The organism is Streptomyces sp. DI166 (assembly GCF_900091315.1).
Taxonomy (GTDB): Bacteria; Actinomycetota; Actinomycetes; order Streptomycetales; family Streptomycetaceae; genus Streptomyces; species Streptomyces fuscus.
Genome location: NZ_FLSP01000001.1, coordinates 40032 through 62061, shown reverse-complemented (window position 1 = coordinate 62061; position 22030 = coordinate 40032). Strand labels below are relative to the sequence as shown.

The window sequence follows — 22030 nt, the reverse complement described above, 5'->3', positions numbered from 1 at the left end:
TCGTGCTCAGGGAGTCCGTGCGGTCGAGCAGTCCGGGCATACGCCCCAGTAGATGACCTCGGCCTCGTCGATCGCGAAGCCGTGGTCGTCGGAGGCGGTCAGACAGGGTGTGTCGCCCACCGCGCAGTCGACGTCGGCGATCGCGCCGCACGACCGGCACAGCAGGTGGTGGTGGTTGTCCCCCACGCGCCCCTCGAACCGGGCCGGGCTGCCGGCCGGCTCGATACGACGGACGAGCCCCGCCGTGGTCAGGGCGTGCAGGCCCTCGTACACGGCTTGCAGGGAGACATGGCCCACGCGGTCCCGTACGCCGGAGGCGATCGCCTCGACCCCCAGGTGGTCGCCGCCGCGGACGGTCTCCAGCAGGGCGACCCGGGCGGCCGTGACCCGCAGGCCGACGGCGCGCAGCTCCTCGGCGGTGGACGGGGTTCCGGACGAGCTCATGCGCCGAACCTACCCTCAAAAACACGAACGGTTCAAGAAAACGAACCAGTCCAATTTAGGTCGCGCTCCGGGCAGGGCGGGGAGGGGCGTCGCGGCACCCTCCCGCACACCCCTCGCCTCCGCCTCGGGGCTCGCACGAGAAACGCTCCGGGAGCGTCAGATCACGCACCCCACATGCGCCAGCGCCTGCTTCAGCAGCACGCCGTGGCCGCCCGGCATCTCGCTCTGCACCGCGGGCGACAGTGCCTCCTGGGGGCTGAACCACACCAGGTCGAGGGCGTCCTGCCGGGGGCGGCAGTCGCCGGTCACCGGCACCACGTAGGCGAGGGAGACGGCGTGCTGGCGCGGGTCGTGGTACGGCGTGATGCCCTGGGTCGGGAAGTACTCCGCCACCGTGAAGGGCTGCAGGGAGGTCGGGACGCGGGGCAGGGCGACCGGGCCGAGGTCCTTCTCCAGGTGGCGCAGGAGCGCGTCGCGCACCCGCTCGTGGTGCAGCACGCGGCCGGAGACCAGGGTCCGGCTGACCGTCCCGTCGGGTCCGATCCGCAGCAGCAGGCCGATGCTGGTCACCTCGCCGCTGTCGTCGACGCGCACGGGTACGGCCTCGACGTACAGGATCGGCATCCGGGCGCGGGCCATCTCCAGCTCGTCGGAGGTCAGCCAGCCGGGGGTGGTTTCGGTCATATCAGACATTGAGTGATCATACTTTCCGGGATCGACGCGCGTTCAGTCGCGACAGGGGACAGGTGCGGAGGGAAGTCCGTACAGGCGGCGGGCGTTGCCGGAGCCCGTCCACCGGACGAGGCGTAACGCGTCGTCCGGGCTCAGCTCGTCGGCGTCCACGCGGTCCTGGAGCAGTGCGCCCAGGCCCCGGCGGAAGGACACCGCCCCCAGCAGATGGAACTCGGCGAGGCCGTAGGCGTCGGAGCTGTACAGCAGTTTGCGGAACGGGGTGATCTCCAGCGCCTCCTCCAGAACGGCACGCGCGCGTGCGGGGCCGACATGGTGCAGGGTCAGCCCCACATCGAGGTACACCTGCTCGAACACCGCGGCCAGATAGGCGGCTTGCCGCTGGTACGGCCAGCAGTGCAGGAGCAGCACGGGAATCGTGCCCGCGATCAGCCGCAGCCAGTCCGTCAGCAGGGCCGGGTCCGCGCCGGCCAGCCGGAGGTCACCGTCCCCGAACCCGGTGTGCAGTTGCAGCGGCAGCCCCAGGTCCACGGCCGTCCACAGCAACTCCCGTACCAGCACCGGGTCGTCGAGCCGTCCTCCCGCCGCCAGCCAGCGCCGGGCCGCCTCGGTGACCTCCGCCCGCGTCGGACGCGCCGGGTCCAGCGCGAAGCCGGTCCGGTAGGCGGCCACGGACTTCACCGCCACCACACCGGGCGCCCGCACGGCGTCCTCGGCGGCCCGGCGGAAGGCGGCGGTGTACTCGTCCGGCTCGACGCCCGCCCGCGCGACCGACTCGGCGACGCTCTCCAGCCGTACGACCTCGAAGGCGGCGGCACCGGCCGCCCGGGCCAGCTCGTGCGGCGAGGTGAGGGGGAGCGGGGCGTACCCGGTGTCCACGCACAGCGCGTCCACTCCCGCGGCGGCCAGGAAGCGCCGGTTCACCTCGTCCGGGCCGAGGTCCGCGCGGCGGGCCAGGTAGGCGTCCGGCGAGGCGTGCCGGGGCAGGTCCAGCACGGGGGCGCAGTGGCGGCGTACGGCGACGCCCGCCGGGGTGTCGAACGGGGAGATCCCGGGCCAGGCGGCGCCCTCGGTCAGCAGGGACTCGAAGCCGGACGGGTCCAGCGGCCCGGTCGTCACGCCGTGGCAGTGGTGGTCGACGAGCCGGAGCGCGGCCAGCGCCTCGTGCACGGGGCCCGTCACCTCAGTACCGCCAGCGGTAGGCCGCCGCGACCGCCGCGTCGTCGAACCCGGCCACGGCGGCGGTCTCGCCCTCCCGTACGGCGATCACCGCGTCGGCGAGGACCGGGCCCAGCGCGGTGCGCAGCACCTCGTCGGCGCGGAACGCCTCGACGGCCTCGGCGAGGGAGGCCGGCAGCCGCCGCACGCCCCGGGCGCGGGCCTGCTCGGGGCTCAGGGCGGCGGGGTCGCCGGTGGTCTCCTCGGGAAGGGTCGCCGACTCGGCCATGCCGTGCAGCCCGGCCGCGATCACCGAGCCCAGGGCGAGATAGGGGTTGGCGGCGAGGTCGACCGGCTTGATCTCGATGTTGGCGGCCTGGTCGCGCAGCCCCTGGGTGCCGGTGATCACCCGGACGCCCGCCTCGCGGGTCTCCCGGCCCCAGGCCGTGAACACCCCCGCCCACTGGGAAGGTTTGAGGCGCAGATAGCTGGCCGGGCTGGGCGCGGTGACCGCCGTCAGCGCGGGCAGACGGCCGAGCACTCCGGCCGTGAAGGATTCCGCGTCGGCCGTCATGCCGTGGCGGCGGTCCCCGCCCGCGTGCAGATTGGCGCCGTCGCGCCAGGCGGAGACATGGAGGTGGCCGCCGTTGCCGACCCCCTCGGCGAAGACCGCGGGCGCGAACGACACCACCAGGCCGTGCCGCCGGGACACCGCCCGGATCGTCTGCCGGACCAGCACGCTGCGGTCGGCCGCCGCCACCGGGTCCAGCGCGCCCACCGACAGTTCGAACTGCCCCGCCGCGTACTCGGGATGGACCTGGTCGACGTCCACGCCCTGCTCCGCCAGCGCGGCCAGCAGTTCGGCGAGGCAGTCGCTCAACTCCACCTGCCGCATGGCGCCGTACGCCGGCCCCGTGACCGACGGCCTGAACTCGCCCTCGGCGGCGGGGCCGTGGCCGACGGCCCACTCGATCTCGACGGAGGCACGGAAGGTCAGCCCCCGGCGCGCGGCGTCCGCGACCAGGTGCCGCAGGAAGGTGCGCGTGCAGGCCGGGTGCCGCTCTCCCTCCTGGGTGATCCGGTCGACGGGGGCCCACGCCCAGCCGGGCTGCGCGGCCAGCACCACCAGCCGGTCCAGGTCGGGGTAGAGGCGCAGATCGCCGTCCGGGGAGCCGAGGACATCGGTGGTGACGATGGAGTCGTTCGCCAGGAAGGTGTCGAACACCGGGGACATCCCGACGCCCCACGCCGCCGCCGAGGCCAGCTTGGCCGTCGGGACCGTCTTCACCCTGGCGATCCCCGCGGTGTCGACGTAGGCCAGCACGATGCCGTGCACACCCCGCCCGGACAGCTCCCCGCTCAGCGCGGTGGCCCGCTCGATGTCTCCGGGACGTCCCCCGGGCACGGGATCGGCAAGGGTGGTCATGCGCTCTCCTCGTCGAGCTGGGCCGCGGAACTCGCTGTGGGCGTCAGGGTTTCACGGCCACCGCGCCGTACTGCGGCACCACCACGGGAGAGTCGGAGCCGGCCCGCCACACCGAGCAGGACACCAGGCCCGGTTCGAGCAGCTCCAGGCCCTCGAAGAAGGTCATGATCTCCGCGCCGGTGCGGGCGGTGATCGGGGGAGTGGCGTTCTTGTTCCAGAACTCCATCGCCGGGACCTGGCCCGCGCCGCCCACCTCGTCGTCGGTGGTGGGGTGGGTCAGCACCAGGAAGCTGCCGGACGGGACGGCGGCCATGACACGGGTCGCGATGTCCCGCGCCTTGTCGTCGTCGAGGACGAAGTTGAGGATGCCGAGCATCATCACCGCGACCGGCTGGGTGAAGTCCAGGGTGCCGGAGGCGCGTTCGAGGATCGCCTGCGGGTCGTGCACATCGGCGTCGATGTAGTCGGTACGGCCGTGCGGCGTGCCGGTGAGCAGGGCGCGGGCGTGCGCCAGCACGATCGGGTCGTTGTCGACGTAGACGATCCGCGCGTCCGGGGCGACCCGCTGGGCGATCTCGTGGGTGTTGTCTCCGGTCGGCAGCCCGGTGCCGATGTCCAGGAACTGCCGTACGCCGTGCTCCTCGGCGAGGAACCGTACGGCCCGGCCGAGGAACTCGCGGTCCGCGCGGGCGATGTCCCGGATGACCGGGAACATCCCGGCGACCTGCTCGCCGACCTGCTGGTCCACGGCGTAGTTGTCCTTGCCGCCGATCCAGTAGTTCCAGACGCGCGCGTTGTGGGCCACACCGGTGTTCAGCTGTGCGGACCCGTCCGCCGGGGTGCGGCCTTCGGTCACGGCTCGTCCTCTCCTCGGGCGCACGGCCGCATCCGGCCGCGTGGGGCCATTGTGCCGTCCCTTGATCCACTTGTCTGCGGAATCGGTACAGGATCAACGGCGGTTGGCCTGCGAGAGGGTGAACCTCACGGGAGAACGCCCGGGTTCGGGTCAGCTCTGCGGAGTCTTTCCGGCCAGCACGTCCTCCAGGCGCGGGGTGCCGTTCTCGACGGCCTCCTCGATGGAGTCGTCCTCGACGCCGTCCAGTCCGCCCGCGGTGACCGTGATGGCGTTGTCGTCCACGCGGACGGCCGCGATCTCCTGGGTGAGGGTGGCCGCCGAGCCGTCGGCCGTGCCCTTGACCGTGACCCGCAGACCCTGGCGGGCGTCGCCCTCGTCCGGCACGGAGATCTCGATCACCTGCACGGTCCGCTTCCCGCTGTCGCCGCCGGTCATCTCGAACTGGTCGCACTTCTCGGGCAGCGACTTCAGCCAGTCCATCGAGTCGGACAGCGCGTCCGCGTCGTAGGAGGCGACCTGGTACAGCAGCCGGGAGTCGCCCTCCTCGAAGCCGCGCAGCGCCGACGCGCCGGACGGCTTGCCGAGCAGGTCCTCGCTGTAGAGGCGGTCCATCAGCTGCTGGCAGTCGGCGGCGTCGGACTTGCCGGTGATGAAGTCGTTCACGTCGACGGTGCCGATGAGCAGGGAGTCGCGCCAGCTCGCGGCGTCGTCGACCTGGGTCCAGTCGTCCTCGATGTCCTTCTCGGTGATCAGCGCGGACCTCGCCCCCTCCTGGGTGAGGGTCGCGGGTGCCGTGGTCTGCGCCGCGAGCGGGGAGGCGGAGGCGACGTCCCGGGCGCCGGTTCCGCTGCTGTCGTCGCCGTCCGAGCAGGCGGCGCAGGTCAGCAGGGCGGCTGCGGACAGGGCCGAGGCGAGGGCGTGGACGGTACGGGAGCGGGTCATCGCGGGGGCCTCCTGAGAACGTGACGCGTTCCCCCAGCGCATCACCGGCCCACGCCGCCCACCACCCGCACCGGCCCGAACGGGTGAGCGGCGGGGGCTCGGGCGACGGCGCGGACACGGGGGGCGGCCGGGCAGCTCGAACGCGCCGCCCGGCATGCCCGGCCCCGGCGGGCGTCAGGGCTTGAACGCGACCCCGCCGTACAGCGAGACGGGGCCGTCGCCGAGGGGCTCCTCGTCGCGGGCGAGGTCGGGGCGCCAGTCCCGTACGGACACGATGCCCGGGTCCACCAGGTCGAGTCCCTTGAAGAAGCGGCTCACTTCGGCGTGGCTGCGGGCCACGAGGGTCACGCCGCCCGCCGCGTACCGCTCGATGCCCTCGCGGACGTTCTCCGGCTCGAAGTCGGCCGTCATGCAGGACAGGACCAGGCAACTGCCCGGCGCCAGCGCCCCGACGAGGGTGTCGACCAGGTCGTACGCGCCGTCCGCGTCGGCGACGAAGTGCAGCAGCGCGATCAGCGACAGGGCGATCGGGCGGTCGAAGTCCAGGACGCGGGCCGCCTGTTCGAGGATCACGCCCGGCTCACGGGCGTCCGCCTGCGCGTACTCCGTGACGCCCTCCGGTGTGCCGCGCAGCAGCGCCTCGGCGTGCCTCAGGACGATCGGGTCGTTGTCGACGTAGACCACGCGCGTGTCCGGCGCGTACGACTGGGCGATCTGGTGCAGGTTGGGCTCGGTCGGGATGCCCGTGCCTATGTCCAGGAACTGGCGGATTCCGGCCGCTCCGGCGAGATGGCGGGTGGCGCGCTGCATGAACCAGCGGTTGCTGCGCGCGGCCCGCGGCGCGCCCGAGTCGATCGCCATGATCTGCCGGCCGAGCGCCTCGTCGACCGGGTAGTTGTCCTTGCCGCCGAGGTACCAGTCGTACACCCGGGCCGGATGGGGCCGGGTCGTGTCGATGTGGACAGCCGGCTCGGTCCCGGTCACACGCCGCTCCTCTGCTCGCTCGACGGGGCGTCGCGGGCAGTGTTTCACGATCATGTGACCGGGACGGAGACTGTGTTCGGCCACCTCACCAACGGAGTTCGGCCACCTCGTGACCGCCCTTTACTGGCTCCGCGGCCAGTTCTCCGCGTCGAACATCCAGCGCTGCTTCTCCAGTTCGGCGGTGATGGTGATCAGGAGGTCCTGGGTGACGGGGTCGGCCTCTTCCGTGGCCTCGATGCGGTGGCGCAGGCGGCCGATGCTCTGCTCCAGGGAGGTCGCCATCAGCTCGATCGCCTCGGTGTCGCGCAGCCAGCCGTCCTCGGGGCCGGGCAGGGAGAAGGACGCCGCGACGGTCGCCGGGCGGCCGTCCGGCGGGACGCCCAGGGCGGCGGCGCGTTCGGCGACCGTGTCGGAGAAGGCGCGCGCGGAGGAGACGATCTCGTCCAGCTGGAGGTGGATGGAGCGGAACCTCGGTCCGACGACCGTCCAGTGCGCCTGCTTCCCGATGAGGGACAGGCCGAGCAGGTCGACCAGGGTGTCCTGGAGGGCCTCGCCGGCGATCCGGCGCTCCTTGTCGGGCAGGGTGCTCTTCACTGTCTCGGTCATGAGGCGCTCCTCTTGTTCGTCGTGTGCTGCCTACGGAGCAGTACGGCGCGTTCCTCCTCGCAGGTGCCGCCCCAGATGCCCGCGACCTCGCCGGTGTGCAGCGCGAAGTCCAGGCACTGCGTGCTCACCGGGCAGCCCGCGCACACCCGTTTCGCGTCGGCGGCCTCGCGCAGCGCGGGGCCTCTGCGGCCCACGGGAAAGAACAGCTCGGGGTCCTCGTCCACGCAGGCCGCGCGTCGCAACCACTCCATGCGGCGGCGGGTGCCCAGGTCACTCCGGGACAAACGCGGCAGCCGGGCGTCTCACTCCTCGAACACGCCGTCCAGGAACCGGACGAGGTCGGCGAGGACCTGGGCCTTGTTGGTCTCGTGGAACACCTCGTGCCGGGCGCCGGGGTAGATGTGCTCGGTCAGCCGCTCGCCCCGCAGCCCGGCCACGCCGGACCGGCTTCCGGCGAGCGGAACCAGCCGGTCGTCGTCGCCGTGCAGCCACAGCAGGGGCAGTCCGCCGATGTCCCCGCCCTGGGACACGGTCTCCAGGGTCGCCGCGAACGCCTCCACCGTCGGCCGTTTCATCGGCCCGTGCCAGACCAGCGGATCGGCGGCGTACGCGGCACCCACCGCCGGGTCGCGGGAGAGCGCGCCCGGACTGATCGGGGTGTCGGGGATCTCGTCCAGGGCGAGCAGCCGGCGCGGCAGCGGCCAGTCCCCGATGACCGGCCCGGACAGCACCAGCGCGGCCAGTTCGGCGCCGTACCGCTGGGCGAAGCGGGCCGCGACCAGACCGCCCATGGAATGCCCGACCATGACCAGCGGGACACCCGGGTGGACGGACCGGGCCAGCTCGGCGACCGTGTGCACATCGGTGACGACGTCCTCGAAGTCCTCGATCAGCACTCGCTCGCCCGCCGACTTCCCGTGCCCCGCGTGATCGGGCGCGAACACGGCCGCGCCGTGCCCCGTCAGCACCGCGGCCACCCCCTCGTACCGGCCGGAGTGCTCCCCGTAGCCGTGCACCAGCAGCGCGCAGTAGCGCGGGGCGTGCCGCTGCCACTCCCGGACGGCGACGGGGCCGCGGGTTCCGGCGAGGCTGTGTGCGCGGGTGTCGGCCATGTCGCCTCCGGCGGTGTCGGTGCGGGTCCTGGAGGATCTTCCCAGGGCCGGGGTCGGCGGTCTATAGTCCTAAACTAGCGGTGCTAATTAAGAGGGTCGCAGGTCGCGGCAGGTCAAGGAGCCGCCCGCACTCTCGGTCAGGAGTTCTTCTCGTGCGTCCCGTCCACTTCGCGGCCGCCCGCCGCACGCCCATCGGCAAGCTGCGCGGAGCACTGTCCTCCGTACGCCCCGACGACCTCGCCGCCGCCGTGATCCGCGGTCTCGTCGCCGAGGTGCCCGCCCTCGATCCGGCGCGCGTCGACGACGTGTACTGGGGCGCCGCCAACCAGGCGGGCGAGGACAACCGCAACGTCGCCCGCATGGCCGCGCTGCTGGCCGGACTGCCCGAGTCGGTGCCCGGCGCCACCGTGAACCGGCTCTGCGCCTCCGGCCTCGAAGCCGTCACCACCGCCGCCCGCACCATCGCCGCCGGCGAGGCCGACATCGTGATCGCGGGCGGCTCCGAGTCGATGAGCCGCGCGCCCTTCGTACTGCCCCGCCCCGACGAGGCCCTGCCGCACCGCATCGAAACCGCCGACACCCGGCTCGGCTGGCGGCTGGTCAACCCGGCGATGAAGGACCTGCACGGGCTGCTGTCCATGGGGGAGACCGCGGAGGAGGTCGCTGCCCGGTACGGCGTCTCGCGCGAACGGCAGGACGAGTTCGCGCTGCGCAGCCACCGGCTGGCCGCCGAGGCGCGCAAGAACGGCCACTTCGACCACGAACTGCTTCCGGTGGAGCGCCCCGACGGGGTCGTCGTCGACCGTGACGAATGCGTCCGCGAGGACACCTCGATCGAGAAGCTCGCCCGGCTCAAGCCCGTCTTCCGCCAGGGCGGCACGGTCACCGCGGGCAACGCCTCGCCGATGAACGACGGCGCGGCCGGACTCCTCCTCGTCAGCGAGGAGGCGCTGAACGAACTCGGGCTCGAATCGCTCGGCCGTTACGTCGCCGGGGCCTCCGCGGGTGTGCACCCGGACGTCATGGGCATCGGGCCGGTGCCGGCCACCCGGAAGGTCCTCGCGCGGGCCGGGTGGAGCGTGGCGGACCTCCAGGAGGCCGAGTTCAACGAGGCGTTCGCCGCCCAGGCGCTGGCCTGCGTGGACCAGCTCGGCGTCGACCCGGAGCTGGTCAACCCCAGCGGCGGGGCGATCGCGCTGGGCCACCCGCTGGGCTGCTCGGGCGCGCGGATCCTGACCACCCTGCTGCACCGTATGCGGCGCACCGGCGCCGAGCGCGGGCTCGCCACCATGTGCGTCGGGGTCGGCCAGGGCAGCGCGGTGCTGGTGGAGCGCCACTGAACACCCGGCCCCGGTTCCCGGCCTGTCACCTGATGAGACGGCTCTGACGGCGTTGATTGAATGTGCATAGCATCGGTCCCCGCATGGACACGATGACGCTGTGGCACATCACCGGCTGGCAGTTCGCCGCGCTCGCCTTCGCGGCGCTGCTGGTCGGCTTCTCGAAGACCGCCGTGAGCGGGGCCAACACGGTCAGCCTGGCGATCTTCGCCGCGGTGCTGCCCGCCCGCGCCTCCACGGGCGTACTGCTCCCGCTGCTGATCGCCGGTGACGTGCTCGCCGTCCTCACCTACCGCCGGCACGCCCACTGGCCCACGCTGTGGCGGCTGTTCCCGGCGGTCGCGGCCGGAGTCGTCGTCGGCACGGTGTTCCTGATGTGGGCCGACGACGGCGCCGTCCGGACCTCGATCGGGGCGATCCTGCTGATGATGGCGGCGGTGACGGTGTGGCGGCGCCGGGCCGCCGAGACCGAGCCGGACCCGGACGCCGTGGTCACCCGCGGCGGCCGGATCAAGGCCCGTTCCTACGGAGTGCTCGGCGGATTCACCACCATGGTCGCCAACGCGGGCGGCCCGGTGATGTCGCTGTACCTCCTCTCGGCGGGCTTCCGGAAGCTGGGCTTCCTGGGCACCTCAGCCTTCTTCTTCCTGATCGTCAACGTGTCCAAGGTGCCCTTCAGCGCGGGGCTCGGCCTGATCGACGGGAACTCGCTGCTCCTTGACGCCGCGCTCGTGGCGTTCGTGGTGCCCGGCGCGTTGATCGGCAAGTGGGCTGTGAACCGGATCAACCAGCGGCTGTTCGAGCAGCTCGTCATCGCGGCGACCGTGGTGGGCGGGGTGCAGCTCCTGCTGCCGTGATGCCCCTGGCCGGCACTCAGGGAGCGATACCGATCCCGGGGACGTGACTCCACGCCCGCTCCCGCGCCGCCGACATGGCCGGCCACCGCAGCCCGCCCGGCCGGGGCTCGACCCGCGAGGCGTAGGAGCCGGGCCGGAAGCCGGTGTCGTAGAAGCAGGCGCCCGAGCACGAGGCCGCGACCGACCTCGGCGTCGGCCGTATCCCGGTCCGCACCCAGCGGTCCAGCGCCGCGATCGAGGCCGCGTACTCCGCGCCGCTCAGCTCGCTGTGCTCGGACTCCCGGGTGAACGTCTGCACCAGGTGCCGCTCCCTGCCCGCGCCCCGGAGCGTCTCCCGGTACGCCGACTCGTGCTCCACGAAGGCCGTCGGATCGTCGATGGCGTGCAGGGTGAGGACGGGGACACGGACGTCGCCGGTCAGGTCGCTGTCGTAGGACAGGTCCCGCACCGCTGTGGGATCGGCGGAGAAGCGCTCCACCCCGGCGTTCAGAGCGGCGTCGTCGTGCGAACCGGAGTAGCGCACGCCCCGGTTGGAGAACGGGTTCCGGCCGCCGAGCCGCTCGTGCACGATGTCGCGGAAGGTGAAGGTCGCGAACCGCAGATGCGACTCCAGGGTGCGCTCCGGGATGCCGGTGACCCCGAGGATGTCGTCGAGGTTCCGCTGCTGCTCGGCCGTACGGTCCTCCGGGGCCGAGGCGTAGCCCGTGCACTCCTGGAGCCGGGCGCGCAGACCCGCCGAGGTCATCGTGGAACCGGCGCGCAGGCCCTGCCACAGCGGGTACTGGCGTTCGCTCGGCCGCGGATGGTTCCTGCAGTAGTACTGGTAGACCACGCGCAGGTCGACCCGGTAGTCGTAGCCGCGCGAGCCGCCGCCCAGCACACCGTTGGTGAGCAGGGCGCCGTCGTAGTGGCCGCGGTAGGTCTCGGCGACCTTCGCGGCGACGTTCCCGCCCCACGACTGCCCGTGCACATACGTCCGCTCCGGCTCGCCGAACTCCTCGACGAACAGCCGCCGTACGCTCTCGGTGTCCGCCGCGGCCATCCGCGTGCCGTAACCGCCGCGCCGGTACGACGAACCGGCCCACGCGTACCCCTGGTCCACCATCACCGACCAGCGGCCCAGGTCGTCGACGCTGCGCTTGGGGTCGGACGCCGCGCCCAGGTCGGGGCCGCCGTGGGCGTGGACGACGAGGGAGCCGTTCCAGTCGCGGGGGACGGCGATGGCGTAGTGGGCGCCGTTGGCGTCCTGCCCGGTGTAGCAGGTGGCCTCGGCTTCGAGCGGTGCCGGGCAGGGGGTGGGGGTGGGGCCGCTCGTGGCCGCGCCCGCCGGTGCGGCCCCGGTGAGGGCGCCGATGGCCAGGGCGGCCAGGCAGGCGGCAAGTCCCTGTCTCAGTGCGCGTGTTGTCGTCCCGTTCAAGGCGCTTCTCCTCGTCTTCCTCGACGTCGGGGCGCGATGCTAGGCAGCGTCGGAGGGCGGGGAACACCGTCTGATCGTTTGTGTTCATAGAGTTCGCCGACGGGGAGTGCCGTCGGCGCCGGGTGACCGTAGGCTCACCCCATGTCCCCGCACGTCCTGATCCTCGGCGGCACCACCGAGGCCCGAGAACTCGCCGCCGCGCTCACCGCCCTGCCGGGCCTCCGGGTCACCACCTCGCTCGCGGGCCGTGTGTCCCGCCCGGGGACCGTCACCGGCGAGGTGCGCATCGGGGGCTTCGGTGGCGCGGAGGGACTGGCGCGGTGGCTGCGCGAGGAGCGGGTGGACGCCCTGGTCGACGCCACACACCCGTTCGCCGAGGAGATCACGTCGAACGCGGCCCGCGCCGCGGCGGCGACCGGCGTCCCGTCGGTCGTCCTGCGCCGCCCGGGCTGGCAGCCGGGCCCGGAGGACCGCTGGAGCCCGGTGCCGTCCCTGTCGGCGGCGGCCGACCTGCTCCCGGCCCTGGGCCGCCGGATCTTCCTCACCACCGGCCGTCTGGGCCTGCCCGCCTTCGCCCACCTGACCGACCTGCACTTCGTCGTACGCTCCGTGGAACCCCCGGACCCCCCGCTCCCACCCCGCACCGAAGTCCTCCTGGCCCGGGGCCCGTTCACCGCGGACGAGGAGACGGCCCTGCTCTCGGCCCACTGCATCGACGTGCTGGTGACCAAGGACAGCGGCGGAACGGCCACCTCGGCGAAGCTGACAGCGGCACGACGGCTGGCGCTGCCGGTGGTCGTCGTCCAGCGCCCCGCACTGCCGGAGGGCGTGGAGGCGGTACCGGATGTGGCGGGGGTGCTGGCGCGGCTGGGGGTGGGGTGACGCCGCGGGCCGGGCTCAGTCCGCCACGACCGACGCCCGCATCCGGTCGATCACGCGCAGTACCTCCGTGCGGTTCTTCGCGAGCTTGACCCAGGCCGGCAGCCTGGCCACCACGGTCATCTTGCGGCCGTGCTCGTACCAGGGGTCGCGTTCGCGCAGGTCCGCCGCGACGAAGCGGCGGATCAGATCGAGGTGTTCCAGGTTGTACGCCCAGAGCTCACCGTGCCGGGTCCCGGTCCGCAGCCACAGCGCGGGCCAGGTGCCGTTGGCGGCGGGCCCGCACCGGCCGCAGGAACGGCAGATCACCCGGGCGTGCTCGAAACGGGCGAGCCGGGCGCAGCGCGGGCAGCGGACCAGGATCGAGTCGCGGAAGTCGTACCGCGTGGCGCCGGGGTCGTGGAAGCGGGCGGGGGCCGGGGACATGGGGCGATCATGGGCGGGGCGGCCGTCCGGTGGCAACCGACTTTCAGCGGGCGCCGACCGCCGCACGCTCCCCGAGGCTGCTCGGCAGGCCGCTGCTGAGGTCCTCGATCAGCAGGCGTTTGGCGATGGAGTCGACGGCGGCGCGCAGGGCCTCGTTGGAGGGGCGGCCGATGTCCTGTTCGACCTGCTGGGCCAGCCAGGCGCCCCACGCGCGGGAGATGACCTCGGCCTCGCGGGCGCCCGCCGGGGTGTGGGAGAGCAGGGAGCCGTCGCGGGTCAGATACCCCTCGTCCACCATGCGGTCGAACACCGGGAGCAGCACCTCCGGAGGCACACGGCGGCGGGCCGCGATCAGGCCGAGACTGGCGTGCCCGACCACCCGGTGCAGCAGCTCCACCTGCATCACCGCCCAGGCTCCGGCCACGTCGAGCCGGGTGTCGGAGTTCAGCACCAGCCGACGCGCGGTGTCCAGGTCCGTACTGCCGATGATCTTCGCGACCGACGCCTCCAGCACCGCCTGCGAGTCGGCGCCGCGCGGCTGGGCGAAGCCCTCGCCCATGTCGGTCGAGCCCATGCGGGCGCTGTCGCGAAGCTGCACCTGCTTGAGGAAGAGCGAGACGACGAAGCCCAGCGCCGCCACCGGCACCGTCCACAGGAACACCGTCTGGAGGGTGTCCGCGTAGGCGTCGACGATCGGCGCGGCGACGTCGGGGGGCAGCTCGTGCAGGCCCTCCGGGCTCGTCGCCGCCCGGGCCACGACCGCCGGGTCCGCACCGGGCACCTGGGACGCCTCGGCGATGCCTTGGCGCAGGTTCGGGGCGAGGCTGTTGGTGTAGATCGTGCCGAAGACGGCCGTACCGAAGGAACTGCCGAGCGTACGGAAGAAGGTGACCCCGGAGGTCGCGGTGCCGAGGTCGGCGTAGTCGACGGTGTTCTGCACGGCGATCGTCAGCACCTGCATGCACAGGCCGATGCCGGTGCCGAGCACGAACATGTACAGCGACTCCCGCCACGCCCCGGTCGACGGCCCCATCAGGGACATCAGGTACAGGCCGACCGCCATCACCAGCGAGCCGACGACCGGGAACAGCCGGTACTTGCCGGTCTTGCTGACCACGTTGCCGCTGAACACCGACGCGATCAGCAGGCCGATCACCATCGGCAGCGTCCGTACGCCGGAGATCGTGGCGGAGTCGCCGTCGACGTACTGGAGGTAGCTCGGCAGGAACGTCATCGCGCCGAGCATGGCGAAGCCGACGATGAAGCTCAGCACCGAGCACACGGTGAAGACCGGGTTGCCGAACAGCCGCATGGGCAGCATGGGTTCGGCCGCCCGCGTCTCCACCCAGCAGAACAGGCCGAGGGCGATCACCCCGCCCACGAACAGACCGATGATGACGCCCGAGCCCCACGCGTACTCGTTGCCGCCCCAACTCGTCGCCAGGATCAGCGCGCTGGCACCGACCGAGACGAAGGCGATGCCCAGGTAGTCGATGAGGGGGCGGGCGGCGGCCTTCACGACCGGGATCGTGCGGGCCGCGGCGAACACGACGAGGACGGCGATGGGGACGTTGACGTAGAACGCCCAGCGCCAGGACAGATGGTCCGTGAACAGGCCGCCCAGCAGCGGCCCGATGACCGTCGCCACCCCGAACACCGCGCCGATCGCGCCCTGGTACTTGCCGCGCTCGCGCAGCGGGATCACATCGGCGATCAGCGCCATCGACGTGACCATGAGCCCGCCCGCGCCGACGCCCTGCATCGCCCGCCACACGATCAGCAGCGTCATGTTGCCCGCCAGGCCGCACAGGAACGAGCCCGTGATGAACACGATCGCCGAGACCTGGAAGACGACCTTGCGGCCGAACATGTCACCGAACTTGCCGACCAGGACCGTCGAGACCGTCTCGGCGAGCAGATAGGACGTCACCACCCACGACATGTGCTCCGCCCCGCCCAGGTCCGACACGATCGTCGGCAGCGCGGTGCCGACGATCGTCTGGTCCAGGGCGGCCAGCAGCATGCCGAGCACGATCGTCCCGAAGACGATGTTGCGGCGGCGCGCGTCCAGCACGGGGGGCTGCTCGGCGGCAGGCGGCCGTGCGGTGTCCTCGGCGACTGTCACGAGGAAACGATCACACCGGCGGCCGTGCCCCGCATGCCGGGCGGACCGCGCGGGTGGCTCAGACCTCGCGGGGGTTCCGGCGGAGCAGGTAGGTGTCCATGATCCAGCCCTTGCGCTCCCGGGCCTCGGCCCGCAGCCGCTCGATCCGGGGCGCCGCCTCCGCGATCGGACCGGAGTCGAGGATCTCGTCCGGGGTGCCGATGTACGCGCCCCAGTAGATATCGATGTCCTGGTCGGCGTACTGCCGGAAGGTCTGGTGGGCGTCCAGCATCACCACCACGTCGTCCACGCCCTCCGGGAACCCCTCGGCGAGCCGCCGCCCGGTGGTGATCTGCACGGGCCGGGCGACCCGATTCAGCCCCGTCCGGTGCCGGGCGACGAGCGCGGAGACACTGCTGATCCCGGGAATCACGTCGTACGCGAAGGTCACCCGCCCCCGCCCCAGCACTTCCTCCAGAATGCCGAGCGTGCTGTCGTACAGCGCCGGATCGCCCCACACCAGGAAGGCCCCGGTCTGCTCCTCGCCCAGCTCCTCGGTGATCATCCGCTCGTAGATCCCGGCGCGGGCGGAGCGCCAGTCGCCGACCGCGGGGGAGTAGGCGGAACCCCCGGCCTTGCGGTCCCGTTCCGGGTCGCGCGCCTCGACCACGCGGTACGTGCCCTCGGGCACATGTGCGTCCAGCAGGTCCCGGCGCAACTGCGTGAGGTCCGATTTCACCTCGCCCTTGTCCAGGACGAAGAAGACGTCCGTGTCCCGCAGCGCCCGGACCGCCTGGAGGGTGAGCTGGTCGGGGTCGCCCGCGCCGATGCCGATCACATGAATGGTTCGCACGCCCCGAGTCTGCCGCACCCCCGCGACGGCCCCGACACCGCCCGCGCTAACGCAGCCGGGGCGCGCGCTCCACGGCGTCGATCACCGCGGTACCGCCCTCCACCTCCGAGGCCAGCCGCCGCGCCCAGTCCGTCACCCCGGCCAGATCCATCCCGTACGGCCGCTCCCGTCCCGAGCCCGCCGCCCACTCCTCGACGGCGCCCGCGCCGCGCCGCAGCAGCCGGGCCCCGCCGGTGACATTGCCGCGGGCGGCATGGGTGAGCCCCACGGCGAGCTGGGCGAGCCCCCGCCACAGCTCACGCTCCTCCTCGGGCCCCGACTTCCAGGCGTCCTCGAAGACCTCGTGGGCGTGGAACGGCCTGCCGGCGTCCAGCAGCTCCTGCGCCTCGGCGACCGACTCCTCCGGCGCCCGTACGATCCCCTCGGGCTGCCGGGGCACGCCCTCGGCGCCGTACGGCAGGGGCCGACCGAGTCCGTCCCGGGGCCGCGCGTTGCGCGCCCGCCCCTCGGCGTCCCGGTCCCGTGCGTTCGACGATGCGCTGCCCATACGCCCGATTCTGCCTCGCCCCGGTGCCCGCTTCGGGCTGGGCCCCGGTGTGGGGTAAAGTGCTGTTCGCGCGATCACGCACCGCACGGTGCGATCGCACCGGGACGTGGCGCAGCTTGGTAGCGCACTTGACTGGGGGTCAAGGGGTCGCAGGTTCAAATCCTGTCGTCCCGACGGTGCGAAGGGTCTTCGCGGACGGGAGTCCGTGAGGGCCCTTTTCGTATGCTGTGAGTGAGGCACTTCTGCGGGGTGACCACCATGGCTCTGTACCGGGACCGGCGGCACGCGGGGCGGGAACTCGCCCGCGAGCTGCGGGAACGGGGCGATCTGGGGGATCCCCTGGTGCTCGCGCTGCCCCGGGGCGGGGTGACGGTGGCCGAGGAGGTCGCCCGCGCGCTCGGCGCGCCGCTCGATGTGCTGGTCGCCCGCAAGATCGGGGCGCCCTTCCAGGAGGAGCTGGGGGTCGGCGCGATCTGCGGGGACGATCCTCCGGTGTTCGACGCGGGGACGCTCGCGCACCTCGGGCTCACCGAGGACGAGCTGGCCCCCGTGGTGGCCCGTGAACGGGCCGAGCTGCGGCGCCGGGAGGAGCGGTACCGGCACGGCCGTCCCGCCCTCGACCTGCGCGGACGTACCGTCGTCGTGGTCGACGACGGGCTCGCCACCGGAGCGACGGCGCGGGCCGCGCTGCGCTGGATCCGGCGCCGGTCGCCCGCGCGGACACTGCTCGCGGTGCCGGTCGGCTCCCCGGAGGGCGTGGCGCTGATGAGCCGGGAGGCCGACGAGGTGATCTGCCCGCACCAGCCGGTCGACTTCATCGCCGTGGGGCTCTGGTACGACGACTTCGCGCAGCTCACCGATGCCGATGTGCTGGCCGCGCTGCACGCGGACGCCGCGGGCCGAGCGGGCGGGGATGGTAGAAGCGGGGCATGACCACTTCTCCCGTGCCCGGAATCGACACCCCCGACCGCCGCGGCCGCACCGGACTCGACCGGACCGGCCTCGATCTCACCGGCAACCCGCGCGTGAAGGTGCGGGACGTGAAGCTGCTCTCCAGCCACTGGTACGTCGAGCGCACCACCACCTTCGACTTCCGGCACGCCGACGGCACCTGGTCCACCCAGGAGCGCGAGACCCACGACCGCGGCAACGGCGCCACGATGCTGCTGTACGACCCGCGGCGCGAAACCGTGCTGCTCACCCGGCAGTTCCGGTTCCCCGTCTATGTCAACGGCCACCCCGACGGGATGCTGATCGAGACCCCGGGCGGACTGCTCGACGACGAGGACGAGCACCCCGAGATCGCCGTGCGGCGCGAGGTGGTGGAGGAGACCGGCCACACCATCGGCGCGGTGCGGCACGTCTTCGACGTCTACATGAGCCCCGGTTCGGTCACCGAGCGGGTCAGTTTCTACGCCGCCGAGTACGGGCCGTCCACCCGTACCCATGAGGGCGGTGGCCTGGACGAGGAGGGCGAGGACATCGAGATCCTCGAACTGCCCTTCACCCGGGCCCTGGAGATGATCCGGACCGGGGAGATCGCCGACGCCAAGACGATCATGCTGCTGCAATGGGCGGCGCTGGAGGGGCCGTTCGCGCGCTGACCGTCTCCGAGCGCCGGTCAGTTCCCGTCGACGAAGCGGTCGACCACCGCGTCCACCCCGGCCGCCAGGGCGTCGGGTCCGCCCCGCTCGGCGAGGACCGGGGTGATCGCGCGAAGGGTGGGGACCTCGTTGGACGGCATGCGGTGCAGGCCGAGCCGGAAGGCGGGGTCCGGCTCGTCGGGGTTGTCGACCATGGCCCGCAGTTCCACGGACACATAGCCGAGGACCCATGCGGTGAAGGCGTGGAAGACGGCGGCGGTCCGCTCCTCGTCGAAGCCGGCGCCCTTGAGAAGGGCCAGCACCCGCTCATGGTTCCTGAGGACGGCCAGCGGCCTGCGGGCCAGCGGAACCGCCATCATGCGCGTGGCGATGAGCGGCACCACCTCGGGGTGGGCGAGGCAGACCTCGTAGGTCATCAGGGCGATGCGCTGGAGGTCGGCCCGCCATTCGGGTTTCCCGGAGCCGGGGCTCGGCGCAGGCGCCGCCGTGTCCGCGAGCCGGTCCTCCAGTTCCAGGTACAGGGCCTCGACCAGTCCGTCGAGCAGCGCGTCCTTTCCGGCCGCGTAGCGGTAGAGGGCCATGGCCTCGACGCCGAGTTCGGCGCCCAGGCGGCGCATGCTGAGAGCGGAGAGGCCGTCGCGGTCGACCAGTTCCAGTGCGGCGGCCAGCACCCGCTCCCTGCTGAGCCTGCCGTGCCGCCCCCGGTCGCTCGCGCGTCGCGCCGGGCCCGGTACCGGGTCCTTCTTCATTCGCCCTCTCCCTACTCGGCTCTGCCGCACGGCTGGGTGAAATCGGCGCTCACGTTCGCGCTTACGTTGTAAACGTACATGCTATATCCTTGAACTGCGGCCAAGTGCATATCGGCGTACGCCGATCATGAGTTCACCCATCGAGGATTACGCTCTCATCAGTGACCTGGAAACCGCCGCAATGGTCGGCAGGGACGGGTCCATCGACTGGTTGTGTCTGCCTCGGTTCGACTCTCCGGCCTGCATGGCCGCCCTGCTGGGCACACCGGCCAACGGTTTCTGGCGGGTGGCCCCGCGCACGGGCGGACGCTGCACCCGCAGGGCCTACCGGCGCGACACGCTGGCGCTGGAGACCGAGTGGCGCAGCGGACACGACATCGCGCGGGTCACGGACTTCATGCCGCCGCGTACCCAGTCGCCCTGCGTGGTCCGGGTCGTCGAGGGGGTCTCGGGCACCGTCCGGATGCGCAGTGAGCTGCGGCTGCGGTTCCACCAGGGCCGTGTCGTGCCGTGGGTGCGGGAGACCGGGGTCGGCACGGTGGCGGTCGCCGGGCCCGACGCCGTATGGCTGCACGCGGACGGGCCCGTGCACGCGCCGGACCGGCAGGATCCCACCGTGCTCGACTTCACCGTCCCGGCCGGCCAGCGGGTGGCGCTGACCCTCGTGTGGTCGCCGTCCCACCTGTCCGGGGCGCCCCCGCCGCTGTCCGTCCCCGCGGAGACGGCGCTGAAGGAGACCACCGGCTACTGGCGGCGCTGGGCCGCCCAGTGCCGTTACGAGGGGCCCTGGCGGGACGCGGTGGTGCGGTCCCTCATCACCCTCAAGGCACTCACCTACGCCCCGACCGGCGGCATCGTCGCGGCGCCGACCACCTCGCTGCCCGGATGCATCGGGGGCGAGCGGAACTGGGACCACCGGTACTGCTGGCTGCGCGACTCCACGCTCACCCTGTCCTGCCTGCTGCGCAGCGGCTACCGGGACGAGGCCACGGCGTGGCTGAACTGGCTGATGCGGGCCATCGCGGGCGACCCCGCCCACCTGCAGACCGTGTACGGCGTCGGGGGACAGCGGCTGCTGCACGAGACCGAGGCGCCCTGGCTCGACGGCTACGAGGGATCGCAGCCGGTGCGGTTCGGGAACTCGGCGGAGCACCAGTTCCAGCTGGACGTGTACGGCGAGGTCCTGGACACCCTCTGTCTCTCGCTGCGGGCCGGGATACCCATGCCCGCCCGGGTGTGGAGCCTGGTGGAGGCGCTGATGGGCCATCTGCTCCTGCACTGGCGCGAGCCCGACCAGGGCCTGTGGCAGGTGCGCGGTCCGCGACGGCAGTTCGTGCACTCCAAGGTGATGGCCTGGGTGGCCGCCGACCGGGCGTTGCGCATGGGGGAGCTGCTGGGCCGCAACGGCTCCTCGGACCGCTGGCGGGAGCTGCGGGACGAGGTGCACCGGGAGGTGTGCCGGGAGGGCTGGGACCCGCGGCAGGAGTCGTTCGTGCAGTCCTACGGCTCCTCGGTGCTGGACGCCGCGGCGCTGCAGATCCCGAGGCTCGGCTTCCTGCCGCCCCGGGACAGGCGGGTGCAGGGCACCGTCCGGGCCCTGCGGCGGCTCGACCACGGGGGGTTCGTCCACCGGTACGGCCCAAGGGAGCACGGCGTGCGCGAGGTGGACGGCATACCGGGCTCCGAGGGCACGTTCGTGGCCTGCACCCTCTGGTACGCCGACGCCCTGGCCGCCACGGGACACCGCGCTCAGGCCCGGGAGGTCTTCGAACGGGCCCTCGCCATCCGCAACGACGTCGGTCTGCTGGCCGAGCAGTGGGACCCGGACACCGGCCGTCAACTGGGCAACGCGCCGCAGGCGTTCAGCCATGTCGCCCTGGTGGAGACGGCGTTCGCCCTGTCGCCGGACCCTTCCGCGGGGCGCCGTGATCCCTCGGCGCACCGCGTTCCCCGGCGTCACAGGGCGTCGGCGTAGCCGTTCGGGCTCAGTCGCTGGAAGCGCCAGGCGTCCCGGCACAGATCCGCGAGCGTCCTGGTGGGCCGCCAGCCCCAGGCCCGCCGTACCGCGGTGGAGTCGAGGACGAGTTCCGTGACGTCCCCCTGGCGGCGGGGCCCGATCTCGTACGGGATGGACCTGCCGCACGCGCTGGAGAACGCGGCGACGAGGTCGAGGACGGACCTGCCCTCACCGGTGCCGAGGTTGAACACCCGCATGCCCGGCTCGTCGCCGAGGCGGTCGAGCGCGAGGCGGTGCGCCTCGACGACGTCCATGACATGGAGGTAGTCGCGGATCGCGGTGCCGTCGTGGGTCGGGTAGTCGGCGCCGAACACCTCCAACCGCTCACGCCGGCCGTCGGCCACCTGGGCGAGGTAGGGCATCAGAAAGCCCGGCATGGCGTGGGGGTCCTGGCCCAGCTGTCCGCTCGGGTGGGCGCCGGCCGGGGTGGAGTAGCGCAGGCACAGCACGCTGTACTCGGGATGGCGGTGGCAGACGTCGGCAAGGATCTGTTCGCAGATCCACTTCGAGGCCGCGTAGGGGGTGGTGGGCCGGGGCGGCGTGGTCTCGTCCAGCGGGCCGTGCCCGGCGTCGCCGTAGACCGCACAGGACGACGGGTACACGAGCCGGTGCACCCCGTGGTCGTGCATGGCACCCAGCAGGGCGGTCGTGCCGCCGACGTTGGCGTCGTAGTACTCGATGGGCATCCGTGTCGATCTGCCCCCGGCCTTGTGCGCGGCGAAGTGCACAACGGCGTCCACGGAGTGGCGGTCGAAGACGGCCGACAGGGCACGCCGATCACGGATGTCCAGCTCGTAGACGGCGCCGACGAAGCGGCCGGCGATCCGTTCGATACGGGCGAAGACCTGCTGAGCGCTGTTGGAGTAGTTGTCGACCACGATCACCTCGTAGCCGTGGTCGAGGAGATCCACGCAGGCGTGACTGCCGATGAAGCCGGCCCCGCCCGTGACCAGGACGGTCGACGGCGTCCACGGAGCTTCACTTCCTTCGGCTCGTCTGCCTGCCATGGCAGGACACCT

At 72.5% G+C, this 22030-nt stretch carries 23 protein-coding genes and 1 tRNA gene; 7 read left to right on the top strand and 17 right to left on the bottom strand.

Annotated elements, in window-relative coordinates; all coding sequences use genetic code 11:
- Positions 1 to 6 precede the first annotated feature (6 nt).
- From GA0115233_RS00305 to GA0115233_RS00260, 10 genes are all read right to left on the bottom strand, one after another.
- Positions 7 to 444: a Fur family transcriptional regulator gene (locus GA0115233_RS00305; protein ID WP_093717954.1), complete on the bottom strand. Its 438-nt coding sequence runs from the start codon at positions 442 to 444 to the stop codon at positions 7 to 9.
- Positions 445 to 600: 156 nt separating this feature from the next.
- Entirely contained in the window at positions 601 to 1128 is a 528-nt protein-coding gene (locus GA0115233_RS00300; RefSeq protein WP_176711593.1) for an NUDIX hydrolase family protein, read from the bottom strand.
- A gap of 42 nt (positions 1129 to 1170) precedes the next feature.
- Positions 1171 to 2304: an amidohydrolase family protein gene (locus GA0115233_RS00295; protein WP_255309998.1), complete on the bottom strand. Its 1134-nt coding sequence runs from the start codon at positions 2302 to 2304 to the stop codon at positions 1171 to 1173.
- A 13-nt stretch (positions 2305 to 2317) separates the two neighbouring features.
- Positions 2318 to 3718 (bottom strand): glutamine synthetase family protein, encoded by a 1401-nt coding sequence (locus tag GA0115233_RS00290; RefSeq protein ID WP_093717951.1) that lies wholly within the window; start codon positions 3716 to 3718, stop codon positions 2318 to 2320.
- A gap of 43 nt (positions 3719 to 3761) precedes the next feature.
- Complete coding sequence (locus GA0115233_RS00285; RefSeq protein ID WP_093717950.1) at positions 3762 to 4574, bottom strand: SAM-dependent methyltransferase; 813 nt, start codon at positions 4572 to 4574, stop codon at positions 3762 to 3764.
- Between the two features lie 150 nt (positions 4575 to 4724).
- Entirely contained in the window at positions 4725 to 5516 is a 792-nt protein-coding gene (locus tag GA0115233_RS00280) for a hypothetical protein (RefSeq protein ID WP_093717949.1), read from the bottom strand.
- A gap of 174 nt (positions 5517 to 5690) precedes the next feature.
- The gene (locus tag GA0115233_RS00275) at positions 5691 to 6500 is read right to left on the bottom strand and encodes an SAM-dependent methyltransferase (protein WP_093717948.1); all 810 of its coding nucleotides are present in this window, start codon (positions 6498 to 6500) and stop codon (positions 5691 to 5693) included.
- Between the two features lie 120 nt (positions 6501 to 6620).
- The gene (locus GA0115233_RS00270) at positions 6621 to 7106 is read right to left on the bottom strand and encodes a Dps family protein (protein ID WP_093717947.1); all 486 of its coding nucleotides are present in this window, start codon (positions 7104 to 7106) and stop codon (positions 6621 to 6623) included.
- Entirely contained in the window at positions 7103 to 7357 is a 255-nt protein-coding gene (locus GA0115233_RS00265; protein ID WP_093717946.1) for a WhiB family transcriptional regulator, read from the bottom strand. Before GA0115233_RS00265 ends, GA0115233_RS00270 begins: the two co-directional genes overlap by 4 nt.
- A gap of 51 nt (positions 7358 to 7408) precedes the next feature.
- Entirely contained in the window at positions 7409 to 8218 is an 810-nt protein-coding gene (locus GA0115233_RS00260) for an alpha/beta hydrolase (protein ID WP_093717945.1), read from the bottom strand.
- Between the two features lie 152 nt (positions 8219 to 8370).
- Here GA0115233_RS00260 and GA0115233_RS00255 point away from each other — a divergent pair, with 152 nt between their 5' ends.
- Complete coding sequence (locus GA0115233_RS00255) at positions 8371 to 9558, top strand: thiolase family protein (RefSeq protein WP_093717944.1); 1188 nt, start codon at positions 8371 to 8373, stop codon at positions 9556 to 9558.
- An 83-nt stretch (positions 9559 to 9641) separates the two neighbouring features.
- A complete protein-coding gene (locus GA0115233_RS00250; protein ID WP_093717943.1) occupies positions 9642 to 10415 on the top strand; it encodes a sulfite exporter TauE/SafE family protein in 774 nt (257 codons plus the stop codon).
- 16 nt (positions 10416 to 10431) lie between these two features.
- On the opposite strand, the gene GA0115233_RS00245 is transcribed toward GA0115233_RS00250, so the two are convergent.
- Positions 10432 to 11832, bottom strand: a complete 1401-nt coding sequence (locus tag GA0115233_RS00245) for a DUF6351 family protein (RefSeq protein WP_093717942.1) — start codon at positions 11830 to 11832, stop codon at positions 10432 to 10434.
- A 141-nt stretch (positions 11833 to 11973) separates the two neighbouring features.
- On the opposite strand from GA0115233_RS00245, the gene GA0115233_RS00240 reads away from it, so the two are divergent.
- A complete protein-coding gene (locus GA0115233_RS00240; RefSeq protein ID WP_093717941.1) occupies positions 11974 to 12714 on the top strand; it encodes a cobalt-precorrin-6A reductase in 741 nt (246 codons plus the stop codon).
- 15 nt (positions 12715 to 12729) lie between these two features.
- Here the strand turns inward: GA0115233_RS00240 and GA0115233_RS00235 are convergent, their stop codons facing one another.
- Genes GA0115233_RS00235 through GA0115233_RS00220 form a run of 4 tightly spaced genes read right to left on the bottom strand, consistent with a single transcriptional unit; the run spans position 12730 to position 16641 of the window.
- Complete coding sequence (locus GA0115233_RS00235; RefSeq protein WP_093717940.1) at positions 12730 to 13137, bottom strand: hypothetical protein; 408 nt, start codon at positions 13135 to 13137, stop codon at positions 12730 to 12732.
- Positions 13138 to 13180: 43 nt separating this feature from the next.
- Positions 13181 to 15262, bottom strand: coding sequence for an MDR family MFS transporter (locus tag GA0115233_RS00230; RefSeq protein ID WP_093717939.1), 2082 nt, complete (start codon positions 15260 to 15262; stop codon positions 13181 to 13183).
- 58 nt (positions 15263 to 15320) lie between these two features.
- Positions 15321 to 16094, bottom strand: coding sequence for a precorrin-6A synthase (deacetylating) (gene cobF, locus GA0115233_RS00225; RefSeq protein WP_093717938.1), 774 nt, complete (start codon positions 16092 to 16094; stop codon positions 15321 to 15323).
- A 46-nt stretch (positions 16095 to 16140) separates the two neighbouring features.
- Positions 16141 to 16641, bottom strand: coding sequence for a DUF309 domain-containing protein (locus GA0115233_RS00220; RefSeq protein ID WP_093717937.1), 501 nt, complete (start codon positions 16639 to 16641; stop codon positions 16141 to 16143).
- A gap of 100 nt (positions 16642 to 16741) precedes the next feature.
- Between GA0115233_RS00220 and GA0115233_RS00215 the strand changes: the two genes are divergently transcribed.
- The 3 genes from GA0115233_RS00215 to GA0115233_RS00205 all read left to right on the top strand — a co-directional run bounded on the left by GA0115233_RS00215 (position 16742) and on the right by GA0115233_RS00205 (position 18245).
- Positions 16742 to 16815 (top strand) — tRNA-Pro (locus GA0115233_RS00215).
- A gap of 84 nt (positions 16816 to 16899) precedes the next feature.
- Positions 16900 to 17574: a phosphoribosyltransferase gene (locus tag GA0115233_RS00210; protein ID WP_093718107.1), complete on the top strand. Its 675-nt coding sequence runs from the start codon at positions 16900 to 16902 to the stop codon at positions 17572 to 17574.
- Positions 17571 to 18245: an NUDIX domain-containing protein gene (locus GA0115233_RS00205; protein WP_093717936.1), complete on the top strand. Its 675-nt coding sequence runs from the start codon at positions 17571 to 17573 to the stop codon at positions 18243 to 18245. The genes GA0115233_RS00210 and GA0115233_RS00205 overlap by 4 nt, the downstream gene beginning before the upstream one ends.
- 17 nt (positions 18246 to 18262) lie before the next feature.
- Here GA0115233_RS00205 and GA0115233_RS00200 read toward each other — a convergent pair whose 3' ends face one another.
- A complete protein-coding gene (locus GA0115233_RS00200) occupies positions 18263 to 18994 on the bottom strand; it encodes a TetR/AcrR family transcriptional regulator (protein WP_093717935.1) in 732 nt (243 codons plus the stop codon).
- A 127-nt stretch (positions 18995 to 19121) separates the two neighbouring features.
- Between GA0115233_RS00200 and GA0115233_RS00195 the strand changes: the two genes are divergently transcribed.
- Positions 19122 to 20969 carry a glycoside hydrolase family 15 protein gene (locus tag GA0115233_RS00195; protein WP_093717934.1) on the top strand — a complete coding sequence of 616 codons (1848 nt, stop codon included), beginning with the start codon at positions 19122 to 19124 and terminating at the stop codon, positions 20967 to 20969.
- Here the strand turns inward: GA0115233_RS00195 and galE are convergent.
- Positions 20951 to 22018, bottom strand: coding sequence for a UDP-glucose 4-epimerase GalE (galE, locus tag GA0115233_RS00190; protein ID WP_093717933.1), 1068 nt, complete (start codon positions 22016 to 22018; stop codon positions 20951 to 20953). The two genes, GA0115233_RS00195 and galE, sit on opposite strands and share 19 nt — an antisense overlap.
- Positions 22019 to 22030: the final 12 nt, after the last annotated feature.